General features: G+C 40.0%; 11 protein-coding genes. 6 read left to right on the forward strand and 5 right to left on the reverse strand.

Annotated elements, in window-relative coordinates; all coding sequences use genetic code 11:
- Positions 1-2 precede the first annotated feature (2 nt).
- From parC to ACIFOD_RS20825, 6 genes are all read left to right on the forward strand, one after another.
- Complete coding sequence (gene parC, locus ACIFOD_RS20800) at positions 3-2441, forward strand: DNA topoisomerase IV subunit A (protein ID WP_430316090.1); 2439 nt, start codon at positions 3-5, stop codon at positions 2439-2441.
- Positions 2442-2696: 255 nt separating this feature from the next.
- The gene (locus ACIFOD_RS20805; RefSeq protein WP_430316091.1) at positions 2697-4124 is read left to right on the forward strand and encodes an alanine/glycine:cation symporter family protein; all 1428 of its coding nucleotides are present in this window, start codon (positions 2697-2699) and stop codon (positions 4122-4124) included.
- Between the two features lie 153 nt (positions 4125-4277).
- The gene (locus ACIFOD_RS20810) at positions 4278-5045 is read left to right on the forward strand and encodes a hypothetical protein (RefSeq protein ID WP_430316092.1); all 768 of its coding nucleotides are present in this window, start codon (positions 4278-4280) and stop codon (positions 5043-5045) included.
- A 65-nt stretch (positions 5046-5110) separates the two neighbouring features.
- The gene (locus ACIFOD_RS20815; RefSeq protein ID WP_430316093.1) at positions 5111-5569 is read left to right on the forward strand and encodes a staygreen family protein; all 459 of its coding nucleotides are present in this window, start codon (positions 5111-5113) and stop codon (positions 5567-5569) included.
- 814 nt (positions 5570-6383) lie between these two features.
- Entirely contained in the window at positions 6384-6920 is a 537-nt protein-coding gene (locus tag ACIFOD_RS20820) for a ribonuclease H-like YkuK family protein (protein WP_430316094.1), read from the forward strand.
- A gap of 457 nt (positions 6921-7377) precedes the next feature.
- Entirely contained in the window at positions 7378-7512 is a 135-nt protein-coding gene (locus tag ACIFOD_RS20825) for a hypothetical protein (RefSeq protein ID WP_430316095.1), read from the forward strand.
- A 238-nt stretch (positions 7513-7750) separates the two neighbouring features.
- Here the strand turns inward: ACIFOD_RS20825 and menC are convergent, their stop codons facing one another.
- The 5 genes from menC to ACIFOD_RS20850 are packed head-to-tail and all read right to left on the reverse strand — an operon-like array spanning position 7751 to position 13081.
- Positions 7751-8860 (reverse strand): o-succinylbenzoate synthase, encoded by a 1110-nt coding sequence (gene menC, locus ACIFOD_RS20830; RefSeq protein ID WP_430316096.1) that lies wholly within the window; start codon positions 8858-8860, stop codon positions 7751-7753.
- Positions 8835-9671: a GNAT family N-acetyltransferase gene (locus tag ACIFOD_RS20835; protein WP_430316097.1), complete on the reverse strand. Its 837-nt coding sequence runs from the start codon at positions 9669-9671 to the stop codon at positions 8835-8837. Before ACIFOD_RS20835 ends, menC begins: the two co-directional genes overlap by 26 nt.
- 16 nt (positions 9672-9687) lie before the next feature.
- Positions 9688-10806: an amidohydrolase gene (locus ACIFOD_RS20840; protein WP_430316098.1), complete on the reverse strand. Its 1119-nt coding sequence runs from the start codon at positions 10804-10806 to the stop codon at positions 9688-9690.
- Positions 10807-10823: 17 nt separating this feature from the next.
- On the reverse strand, positions 10824-12203 hold the full coding sequence (locus tag ACIFOD_RS20845; RefSeq protein ID WP_430316099.1) for a YjiH family protein: 1380 nt from the start codon (positions 12201-12203) through the stop codon (positions 10824-10826).
- A 20-nt stretch (positions 12204-12223) separates the two neighbouring features.
- Positions 12224-13081 (reverse strand): MurR/RpiR family transcriptional regulator, encoded by an 858-nt coding sequence (locus tag ACIFOD_RS20850; protein ID WP_430316100.1) that lies wholly within the window; start codon positions 13079-13081, stop codon positions 12224-12226.
- Positions 13082-13352 lie beyond the last annotated feature (271 nt).

Raw genomic sequence — 13352 nt, forward strand, 5'->3', positions numbered from 1 at the left:
ACATGACAACTGTAGAAAGATATCAAGACTTACCTCTGGAAGAGGTACTTGGCGACCGATTTGGACGTTATAGTAAATACATTATCCAAGAGCGTGCATTACCTGATGCACGTGACGGGTTAAAGCCCGTACAAAGACGTATCCTTTATGCCATGTACGTGGATGGCAACACCCAGGAAAAAGGATTCCGGAAATCAGCGAAAACCGTTGGTAATGTTATTGGTAACTATCATCCACATGGTGATACATCTGTGTATGACGCCATGGTGCGTATGAGTCAAACGTGGAAAGTGCGTAAATATTTAGTCGAGATGCACGGAAATAACGGAAGCATCGACGGAGATCCGCCTGCTGCCATGCGTTATACAGAGGCTCGTCTTTCTGCCATCTCCATGGAGCTCTTGCGTGATATCGATAAAAAAACCGTGGACTTTATCCCAAATTTTGATGATACATCCAGTGAACCAACTGTTTTGCCTTCACGTTTTCCGAACCTTTTAGTCAACGGATCCACTGGTATCTCAGCAGGATATGCAACTGACATTCCACCTCATCACCTTGATGAAGTCATTGATGCGACAATCATGCGTATGGAAAAGCCACAAAGCACGGTGGATGAATTAATGACGGTCATAAAAGGACCTGATTTTCCAACAGGTGGCATCATTCAAGGGGTAGACGGCATCAAAAAAGCCTATGAAACCGGAAAAGGAAAAGTGGTTGTTCGTGGAAAAGCTGATATCGAAAACATCCGCGGAAGCAAACAGCAGATTGTCATAACGGAGATTCCTTATGAGGTAAACAAAGCGAATCTCGTCAAGAAAATGGATGAATTCCGTGTAGATCGCAAAGTGGAAGGAATAGCAGAAGTTCGTGATGAAACAGACCGCGATGGAATGCGCATTGTCATTGAGTTAAAGAAAGATGCAGATGCTACTGGCGTCTTACACTACCTCTATAAAAACAGTGATCTTCAAATCGCCTATAACTTTAATATGGTTGCGATACATAACCGTCGTCCTAAACTAATGGGACTGCGTGAACTATTGGATGCTTATATTCACCATCAAAAAGAAGTAGTGACAAATCGTACCAGACATGATCTAAATAAGGCGAAGGATCGCCAGCATATTGTCGAAGGTTTAATGAAAGCTCTGTCAATATTAGATCAAGTGATAGCAACGATTCGTGCTTCGAAAGACAAACGTGATGCGAAGGATAATTTAATTCAGCAATTTCAATTTACTGAAGCACAGTCAGAAGCAATCGTCAGCCTCCAACTATACCGCTTAACGAATACAGACATTACCGCACTGCAGGCAGAAGCTGAAGAATTAGCGAAAACGATTGCTGAGTTAACGGCTATCCTGGAAAGTGAAAACAAACTTTACAGTGTAATCAAAAAAGAATTAAAAGGCATCAAAAAGCAGTTCGCTGATGCTCGCCGCACTAAAATTGAGGATGAGATTGAAGAAATTAAAATCAACCTTGAAGTACTGATCGCCAGTGAGGATGTCATGGTTACCGTTACCCGTGATGGTTACATGAAACGAACGAGTCTACGTTCGTATTCTGCTTCAAACGGGCAGGATCTCGCCATGAAAGAAACAGACAGGCTCCTTGGTCAGTATGAGATGAATACGACGGATGTACTGTTAGTCTTTACGAACAAAGGGAATTACATTTATTGCCCTGTACATGAACTTCCGGATATTCGCTGGAAAGACCTTGGTCAGCACGTTGGGAACATCGTGCCGATTGATCGCGATGAACAGGTTCTAAAAGCGATACCGATTAGAGAATTTGATCCATCCCATTATTTATTATTTGTAACGAAGAATGGAATGATCAAGAGATCTGAGCTTCCCCAGTACAAAGCACAGCGCTACTCCCGTCCTCTTGTAGGAATTAATTTAAAAGGAGACGATCAGCTGGTAGATGTACACTTAACCGATGGTTCCTATGACATTTTCATCGCTACACATCTAAGCTATGGTCTTTGGTTTACCGAGGAAGACGTGAACATCGTCGGACCACGGGCAGCTGGTGTAAAAGGGATTAACCTTAAAGATGAAGATTATGTTGTGTCCGGTAAGATCATTAAAGACCCAGTGAAGGATTATATTTTCTTAGCAACCCAGCGGGGGGCAGTAAAGAAAATGAAATTAGCCGAATTTGAAAAGACATCCCGTGCCAAACGTGGAGTCATCATGCTGCGGGAATTGAAATCAAACCCACATCGTGTGGTAAGAATAGAAGTGGTTAAAGATACAGATAAGGTAGGCCTGATCACGAAAAAGGGAAAAACAGAAGAAGTGCTCCTTTCAGATCTTAGACCAAATGACCGTTACTCGAATGGATCATTTGTGATTGATGAAGGGGTTAGCGGATCTGTTTGTGAAACGTGGGCAGAATCACTACTACCTGGAACAAAAGAATAGCAACTCAGAGAAACGATCAGAAATATTTCTGGTCGTTTTTATTTACGGAAGACGAATAATATATGTATATTCATTCAAGATTGTTGTACAATACCCGTAAAAAATTGTACAACAATTAATATTCTTTCAAAAAGATGAATTTATCAGTTGAATAGGCATTTATTTTTTGATAGATTAAGAAAGTGTCTGAATGGGTATACATACATAGATTCATACATTATTTGTCATAAATACAAACATCTAGGGGGAACAATTATGGATTTATTCACAAGTATAATAGGCAGCTTGAATGATTTTATGTGGTCATACATACTGATTGTGGCGCTTATCGGTCTCGGTTTATACTTCTCATTACGAACTAAATTCGCACAATTCCGTTACTTAGGAGAAATGGGAAGATTATTAACAGATAAAACCACAATTTCAGCAGAAGGAAAACGAGGCATTTCTTCCTTCCAGGCTTTCACGATCAGTACCGCATCCCGTGTCGGCACAGGTAACCTGGCAGGGGTTGCAACAGCGATTGCCGGTGGTGGACCAGGGGCTGTATTCTGGATGTGGCTGATTGCCCTTCTAGGAGGAGCGACAAGCTTCGTGGAGAGTACACTTGCTCAAATCTATAAAGTGAAAGACGGAAAAGACGGCTACCGAGGTGGCCCTGCTTACTATATGGAAAAGGGATTGAATGCCCGTTGGATGGGAATCCTGTTTGCCATTATCATTACATTCTGTTTCGGTCTTGTATTTAACTCAGTCCAATCCAATACGATTTCTCTTGCAATGGAAGAAGCGTATTCATTTGATCGTATGACAGTAGGAATCATTCTAGCGGTTCTAACAGCACTTGTTATTTTCGGTGGGGTAAAAAGAATCGCCAGTGTAACTCAAATTGTCGTTCCAGTAATGGCCGTTCTTTATTTGATTTTAGCCTTCTTTATTCTAATTACGAACATTACCATGCTGCCAAATATGTTTGTGATCATTTTTGAAAATGCATTTGGTATTCGTGAAGTGGCAAGTGGCGGAGTAGGGGCAGCCATCATGATGGGTATCAAACGCGGTTTATTCTCAAATGAAGCCGGTATGGGTAGTGCGCCAAACGCAGCGGCATCTGCGGGTGTCACTCACCCCGTTAAACAAGGACTTATTCAAACTCTTGGTGTGTTCACTGATACACTGCTTATCTGTACAGCAACAGCCTTCATGATCATCCTGTCTGATCAATACACCACAGGGATCGATGGCATTCAGCTGACGCAGGCAGCCTTAAGTTTCCATGTAGGGGAATGGGCAGATACATTTGTCGCTGTCGCTATATTCTTATTCGCCTTCAGTTCAATTATCGGAAACTACTACTACGGGGAAACCAATATCGAGTTTATCAAATACAGCCCGATCACTCTATTTATCTACCGAATGGCCGTTCTTGCTATGGTGATTTTCGGAGCGGTTGTCAAACTGGATATTGTGTGGAGCCTGGCAGATTTATTTATGGGTCTAATGGCAATCATCAACTTAATCGCCATCACGTTATTAGCTAAGATCGCGATATCTGCACTAAAAGATTACCGAGAACAAAAGAGACAAGGTAAGGATCCTGTTTTCTACTCCAACTCTATTAAAGGGTTAAAAGGAATTGAGAGCTGGGAAGCAAAACCTGAGACAACAACAGAACCAAAATAATAGGAGAATGGACCAACCTTTTTGATGGGTTGGTCTTTTTTTGACTTGTTTGATGCGAAGAAAGATGAAAAAAAAGAAACGATAATCATTACATAGATTTTCCTTCTTTGGTGAAAATAATAGTGAATCATTTTCTATCGAGGAGAGAGAATCATGAGAAAAGAATTACTATTTGCTTTCGGTGCTTTCTTTGTTATGTCCCTCCATGCCATTGCAGGAAACTTTTCCAGTGAACCACTGGAAAAACAGCCTGTGAATGAAATGACTGTCAATGTGTATAAAAAAGATGTAACCGGCGATGGTAAAAAGGATACGATTACGCTTAAGGCGGTTCCATTTTCTCCTGATGCCCTGTTTCTGAAACAAATTTGGGCGGATATTAAAACGTCTGAAAGCAGTGAGATTCGAATTGATTATGAAGGTGGCTATGAGCCAAAAATCCAATTCGTTGATTTAAATCATGATGGAATAAAGGATATGCTGTACTCTTCAGCTACAGGTGGAAGCGGTGGACTCTATAATGTTGCACTCCATACGTTAGCAGATAATAAATTGGTTGATATTGGATTACCTGAGCCCTTAACGATTCAAGCTCAGTTTGAAGATGACTACCAAGCTTCTATTTCATTTGTAGATACAAATCAATCCTACACAGTCGATTTACGTGACCGAAAAGAAGACTACGATCGATTGGGGATATATACGGACGGAACCTTAAATGAACCTATGGAATTAATGGTTTTACCGTATGCATTTTTTGAGCCAACGAAAATCATGGGCAAACCTGGTAAGGGATTAAAAGGTTATCAGCAAATAAGCGGTGCCTATAAGGCAGATGGCATCGGAACGGCCACGTCTTATTGGTATTACGAAAATGATCAATGGAACCTGATTAAGATCAAGTGGAAAGCAAATAACTAGCGGAACCGTTTCTAGGCTTTTATCATACTCTGTTGTAAGCCCATTTTTATAAAGGAGGCTTACACATGAGTGAATTCAAGCCTGAAAAGCTAACTGTCACGTATTTACCACCAGCTTCAATCTTCAATCCCATTGATAATCGAAAATACACATTAACTCATTCTGACACGACGGGTGAGCTATTTTTGAGCGTTGGTTGTCACTTTGATTTGGAGAAGATCAATCCCTCTATGAGGGACGAAGTGTTAGGAGAATGGAGAAGAGACCTTGGTCAATACACTCTTGCAGGAACCGTGTATGTGAGTGGGGGAGAATTTGATCAACAGCTTTCCAACGTACGGTTTATGATTTTCAAAAAGGAGCTGCCATTGGCATTAGCAGCAATGGTGAACGGTGATAAAGGATTCTACACGTACTATCCCTGGCTTTTGGATGCGCCCATCATCGTCTGCTTTGAATCTGTATTCCCGGAATATCAGCAAACGCTTTATTTCGGGACACCAAGACAATATTTATTGAAATAGTGCTTAAGCATAAAGAGGTTTAATCTGAACTTTTTATGCTTTTTCTTTATGTATCCTCAAGTCATTTATAAAGAAGAGGGGCAGTGATATGTATGATTTGATCGGGGTTAAGTAAGTTGGGTTGAATAATTTAGTAAAGTAGAAAAAAGACGGCTGACAAAAAGACTCATCAGGAAATATTATGTAAACTAATAAACAACTATGAACGCAGCAGCTAACAATGGGCATGAGAAGATAATTATAAGAATTAAGGAACAAAACCGTGTTAAAATCAACTAAATAAATTATCAGATAAAAAGATGGAAATTCGTAAAAATCTACAAATCCAAATCAAATTTAATATCTGGATACACAAAAATAATGATGCATGACCAGACTGAATGTATCATGAGCAAATTAAATTTCAGAATCTGATTAATTAACCCATAATTAAGTTATGATGTAAAGTGTCTCATTTTTTTCTTCTGTCTCATTGTTAACAGTATACTTGTGATACGAGACTGAAATTAGTTATTTTATTCAGGTGCCGATAATAAATATTATGTAAACTGTAAACTAGAAACGATCGTTGAGTAAACAATCACTTTATCCCCCCTCCACTTCTGATGCTATGCTACACAGATTCGATTCTTCTTTGTCTTTTAGTTCATATGGCGTTTTACCGTTTCAACTTCATTCCCTCGATATTGTTGAAGGACAAAAACAAATTTCCCTGCATATTTTACTCACACGATAATAAATTCTTATCATAGGATATGGATAAGATCTAATCTCTTCATTCACAAATTGGTTAAGAAAGCTGTGATCTGACAAGATGAAAAACTGTAATGATGATTACTTCTCATTTCAAAATCTACAGGAAATTGGGATGTCATTTGACAAGGTCTTTGAACATATTTTGAAGTTCATGCGATCGCAGCCAAATGGTAACTATCGATTAATGGTAGGGACTGATTCTCAAGTTCATCACTCACATACCACCTTCATAACAGGAATTGTGATATTAAATGAAGGAAATGGTGTGTGGGCATGCATAAGAAAAGTGTTAGTCCCTAGGAGAATGCTGCAATTGCATGAGCGGATTTCTTATGAATTGTCTTTATCCGAGGAAATTGTTTCGTTATTTACTGAGGAAAGAAAAAATCAGTTAATTGATATAATCCTTCCATATCTTTATGAAGGAGCTACATTTTCAATGGAGGGACATATTGATATTGGGGCTGGAAAACATAATAAAACAAGCAAGTTTGTTAAGGAAATGGTCACAAGGATGGAAGCAATGGGTGTGGAACCAAAAATTAAACCTGATGCCTTCGTCGCTTCCAGTTATGCCAACCGTTACACAAAATAAAAGACATACTATTACATTTGAGTTAGGTGATGCCCCATCTCCCTTCTCCCTATTTCCTCCAAAAAATCACCAAATACGTTCTTTTGCTCCTTGGAGTACATCCTTACATATCCCTCCAAAATTTCAGTAAACAAATGAACATCTGCTCTCACCTTATCTGATTAAAACACATAGAAATTATGACTTCTGCCCAAGCACAGCGGACAAAGTTGCATAGTATAGAGTAAGTCGAGGTCTACCTTGACAATTTTATAGAAGATAGGGGGATTTATAATGTGGTTCCCATTTTTCAATCAGTGTGATAGAAACAGAAGAGATGATTTTCCTTGTTGCCGTTTTTGGGACAACTTAATGTTCATCCACTGTTCATGCGATGATGACTATGACGTTTGCGAAAAGCCAAGAAGAAGAGAATTCGAAGAACATGATGTGAAATGTTTTAAAATAAAGGACAAACATGACTGTAAATGTCATAAAAAAGATCACCACCGCGATTGCAGATGTAAAAAGCATGAACATCATTGTGGATGCCATAAAAAGAATGATCACCATAAATGTAATTGTCCTAAATGCAACCGCAATTTCTAAGTAAAAAAACCTATACCACTGGTAGTTTTATCTGATAAAGAGGTTATATACTCTCTATGAGCACGGGGCTCCCCATGCTCAATTTTTTTTACGTAGTATTAGTTATATATTTTTAAGTTAACTCTTTTTAATATCTTTGTTTTTCTCGATTTTACGGCCATTTTCGCACCAACTTGATTAATTCCGCCAAAAAGAACAAGTGTTCCCTTTGTGGTATCTGCTTTGAAAATCGACTGTACTCTTTAAAAGTGAAAAACTTTACTATACATTGTCAACGCTTCGATCTGCTCGAAGTCCGGCTCGTATCCGATACCTGGCGCTTCAGGTACAACTATATATCCATCCTTCATTTCCACCTCAGGTTGAATGATATCCCGCTTCCAGTAATGAGAAGATGGTGCCGTATCGCCAGGCAAGGTGAAATTCCCCAATGACGTGATGGCAATGTTATGAGCCCTTCCTATCCCTGCTTCCAACATCCCCCCGCACCACATAGGTATGTTGTGCTCCACACATAGATCATGGATTCTCTTTGATTCTGTGAGCCCTCCAACACGTCCAATTTTCAAATTAATGATTTTACAGCTTCCGAGTTCAATCGCCTTTCTCGCATCTTCATAGCTGTGGATGCTTTCGTCCAAGCAGATAGGCGTTTTAAGTTGAGACTGCAGCTTTGCATGATCAATGATATCATCATGATCCAACGGCTGTTCAATCATCATTAAATCGAATTCATCCAGAGCTTTGAGGGTCTCAATGTCTTTTAGAGAATAAGCACAGTTGGCATCGGCCATGAGTGGAATCTTCGGAAATTCCTGTCGAATCGACCTGATGATCCCAATATCCCATCCTGGTTGAATTTTCACCTTGATCCGCTTATAGCCTTCTTTCAGATAATCTTCAATTTGTTTTAACATAAGTGTCTCGGATTGCTGAATACCCACACTTACTCCTACTTCGATTCTGTCTTTCGTCCCCCCTAGTGCTTTTGCTAACGGGAGATTGTTTTCCTTTGCATATAGGTCCCAAACCGCACCTTCGATGGCCGCTTTCGCATTGTAATTGCCTCTGATTTTTTTAAATCTTCCGGCCACCTTATCAGGATGTTGAACCGCTTCCCCCTGAAGAAGAGGAATCAAGTGTTCGCTCATCATATGCCAGTTGGTTTCCACCGTTTCTTCGTTATAGATCGGCTGGGTGATCGCGACGGACTCCCCCCATCCTGAGATCCCTGATGCAGATTTCACTTCGACGAGAATAATCGTTTTATCCGTCTCCGTCCCTACACTCGTCGTAAAAGGATGCAGTAAATCCATCTTGATCTGTCTAAGAATGATTCGTTTTATATCCATAATGATGATCACCTTTCTCCATGAGGTATAGGTATTGCCCTTGGTGTTCTTTATCTTTAACAAGGTCTGTCACAATCCAGCCATGATTTAAGTAGTGAGAAAAGACGTCTCTTGTTTTTCTCCGCCAATCTATAGCAAGTGTAAGGTCTGCCCTTTTGATCTCTTGGAAATCGCCCGGAACCGAAACGGAAATGTGATTTTGGTTGAGGGTTAAATTTACCTTATCTATAAGCCAACCATGTTCACACTCTTTTAAATCAATTGCAGAATGATGGTTATTCCCTGTCACACTATTAATATTGGATTGACTTACCCACCACTCTACAAGAAACCGGTCCGTCGCTATTCCTGCATTCAATTGATCGGACATTTCTCCATATATATTGGGGATATACGTACACACAACAGCTCCAAGTTTATGTAAGTTCAGGTTACCGTTCACTGTTTCCAAAGGATCATATGTCCAGGTGATGACATCATACCCCATCTCGCCAGCCGTATTTTTTTGAGCTCGTTTCAGCATTTCTCCAATCCCAAATTTCCTGAAATCGGGATGGATCCCTAAACTGTGGGAAACAAGATACACCTTTTTCCCATCAAAACCGGGAAAACTATATTGAAAGCCAATAAGCTTCTCCTGATAATAGGCTCCAAGAATGAACCCGCCGTTCTTTACCACAGCTACACTCTGATTAACAGGTACAGAATCTTCAAAACTCCACACAAGTGACTCTAATCTTCTGACATTCTCTAAATCCTCTACAGAGTGCAGCTTCCGGATCTTCAATGATGTTTGTATTTCATGTTTCACGATCTCTGCCTCCTCATTACCAGTCTTGCTGATCTGCTATTAATAACATCTGTATTAATATCTTTGTTCCATAAACCAGTGATTCTTGATTAAATTCCATGGAAGGATGATGCAATCCTGGTGAGAGACCACAACCAAGCCCAATCATAGTAGAAGATAAACCAGGATGATTTATTGAATAAAAATGAAAGTCTTCTGCTCCAGGAGAAATACATTCTAATACCACATTTTTCTCTCCAAGAACCGAACAAATTGCTTCACGAGCTAGCTCGATTGCCCGTGGATCCTTTATAGCCGCTGGTAGATATTCTTCCACTTGATAGGTGATGCCTGTATCCGACTCCTGTTGTATACCTGAAATCACTTGTTCTGCCTTTTCCAATAATGCTGTCATGGTGTCATTCAATTCAGCTCTTAAATCGAAGGTGAAATGGGCATTTTCCGGTATGGAGTTGGATGATTCGCCTCCGTGCAGTTCCGTGATCTTTATGGAATAATGATTGTTGACATTCAGCCTGATCCGCTTGACCGCTTGAATCAATAAAGAGGCTGCCTCCAGGGGATTGTTCCCTTGTTCCGGCCTTGCTGCATGTGCAGGTATTCCTTTAATGGCGCCCTTTAGCGTTGCAGTAGAGCTATGAACGATAACAGGAGCAGCCATCTCATAGGGGACCTCCATTTCAGGTCGAAGATGAATCCCCCCAAGAAACTTTACATCATCCAATACATTCTCTTCTAACATTTTCAGTGCCCCCGCTGCCTTTTCTTCAGCGGGTTGAAAGATGAAGCGAACCGTATGCTTCAGAGGTTTCTTCGCTAGAGCAAGCGCTGTATACAATACCATTGTACTATGGGCATCATGACCACAAGAATGATTCGGTTTAACCACTCCATCCACTTCTTGAAGCAATGCATCCATATCGGCACGAAGAGCAATTACCTCTAACTGCTCACCCTTTAATTCTGCAATAAATCCGTAATGCCCTTCGTACGTTTTAACAGAATAGCCAGCCTCTAAAAGTTTTGTTCTTAAGTAGCTGGATGTCTTTTCTTCCATCCAGCTCGGTTCAGCCAGCTGATGCAGCTCCTGATAGGTTTTTAGAATCTCATCATGATGTTCATCTACAAATTTCATTGTGTTTCTTCCTCCTATCAAAAAATCATATGTGCAATCACTACGACAATAGGTAGAGTAATGCATGTCCGGATTAGAAAGATCAAAATCAAATCTACGATACTGACAGGTAGCTTCGAACCGAGAAGCAACCCACCCATTTCAGACATATAGATTAATTGTGTAACAGATACACATGCAATGACAAAACGGGTAAGTTCACTTTCAATTCCACTACCGATGACAGCAGGAAGAAACATATCGGCGAACCCGACGACCATGGTCTGGGCCGCTTCACTTGCTTCAGGAACCTGCATGATGGTGAGAATTGGTTCGAAAGGTTTCCCAAGATAGGTGAAGAAAGGTGTATACTCTGCTATCACTAGTGCGACTGTCCCTATCGCCATAACGATCGGTAAGACCCCAAGCCACATATCCAATACGTTCTGAACGCCTTCTTTTACGACAGAAACAGGTCCATTATTCTTTTTAGCCTTCGTTACAGCTTGATGAAAGCCCCATTTAACAACGGAGAAATCGGATGGAATCCCTGTTTCGTTCTTTAACTCAGTTCTTTCATAACCAGTATTCGGTTTTCTTGATAATGGTGGTATACGTGGCATGATTAATGCCGCTACAAGCCCGGCAAAGATAATCGTTCCGTAATAGTGAAGGAAATATTGCTCTAAGTTCAAATAAGAAATGACCACAATTGTAAACGTAATGGAAACAACTGAAAAAGTAGTGGCTATCACAGCCGCTTCACGCTTGGTGTAGTACCCTTCTTCATATTGCTTGGTCGTCAGAAGAACACCTATCGTGCCGTCTCCCACCCATGATGCCAAGCAGTCGAGTGAAGAACGGCCAGGTAATGTAAAAACTGGTCTCATCACTTTCAGCAATAAGGCACCAAAGAACTCTAATAATCCGAAGTTAAGAAGGAGCGGAAGCAGTAAACCAGCCAGTAAAAAAGTAGAAAATAGAATAGGAATCAGATCATAGATTAAGAGTCCACCCGTATTTTCTGAGAAAACCATCCCAGGTCCTAATTGATAAATCGTCATCACAGCAAACAGCGTGCCAAGGACACGTGCAACAAGCCAAAACGGACTAATGATTAAAAGAGTGCTCAAATATCGACTATTTGTAATAAAGGCTGGTTTGATTGTTATCGCTATGAGTGACCCTATGACAGAGAGCGCCATAATCAGTACTGTCATAGCAGGGATAACTTCACCTAAATACACATTAATTTGTCCAGCAAAATAAGCGACAGGAATCGTGATGCCATCTTCTGTTGTAATTGGTACAATAAATAATAGGATTCCAATTAAAGATGGAATCAGGAATTTCCATATGTCACTGGTAGTAAATGCTTTCGCTTCTATTTTTTGATTCGTTTGTGATACCCCGTTCATAAATTCTCCACCCCTCTGTTTTATTCAATAAATAACCCCTGATTTGTATATAATTGCTCTAGCTTCCTTTGCCGAATACTTATGTTATCTTGATCTCGATGTTGAAGACCTATTAAAATGAGTTCAACTAAACTAACGACAGATGCAATCGAATGATGTCCTGAATTCATCCCTTCTTCGGTTGTGAGTGTAAGGTCAGAAATCTGTCCGATGGGTGATAATTGTCTATTGGTGATCGCAATGACATAAGAACCTTGTATTTTTGCCTTCTCCACAAGCTCAATGGATTCAGTGCGGAACCGGGGAAACGAAAACATAACTACAGTAGAACGTTGATCCAAATCACATATATCTTCAGGGGAAAATCCTGCTGGACTAGAGAGAAATACGTCTGCCCTGTATTGTTTTAACGTATAGTACATCCAATAAGCCGCTCCATAAGAACTCCCAAACCCACCAACATAAACTCGCTCTGATTGTATTAAGCGATCTATGGTTTTCCATATGTCTTTCACGTCTAGTTGACTCATTAGCTGCTCTAGTACGGATTTTTCTTTCTCAATGACCTTACTGAATACACTCTCCTCATCACCTTCTATTGAGGATGAAGGAATTGATTCATTTTCATTAACCTGCTTCTTCTCTAACCAATCCCTTCGCACCACTTCCTGCATTTCAGAATATCCTTTAAAGCCTAATGCATACCCTAATCGAATCACAGTTGTTTCACTTACACCAACTTTCCTCCCCATCTGAAAAGCCGTGAGGATCGCTGCTTCACCTTGATGTTGAAGAATCAACTCAGCCACTTTTTTTTGCCCTGCAGATAAAGAAGAATAGTTTTCTTTAATGATTCGTGCAATTGATTTTTGAACCATGACTACTCCTTTCTGTACACTGAAGGAATTCCTTCGTTTTTTATAGTATAGTGCATTATATACTTCATATTCAATGAGAAGTTTTATAATTCTGATATTTACAAAAAGAATGCTGTTGATGTTACCTGCATTCTTATAATAAAAATTTCATAATCTCTAAATGGCTACCTATATATAGTTGAAAAAGGGGTAGCAGAACAGAGAAAAAAAACAAAAAAACACTTGAAGATTTCAAATGTTTTTTTGTCTCATATTTTAAAAATCAATATAA

This window comes from Rossellomorea sp. NRS-1567 (assembly GCF_050467885.1).
GTDB lineage: Bacteria > Bacillota > Bacilli > Bacillales > Bacillaceae_B > Rossellomorea > Rossellomorea aquimaris_C.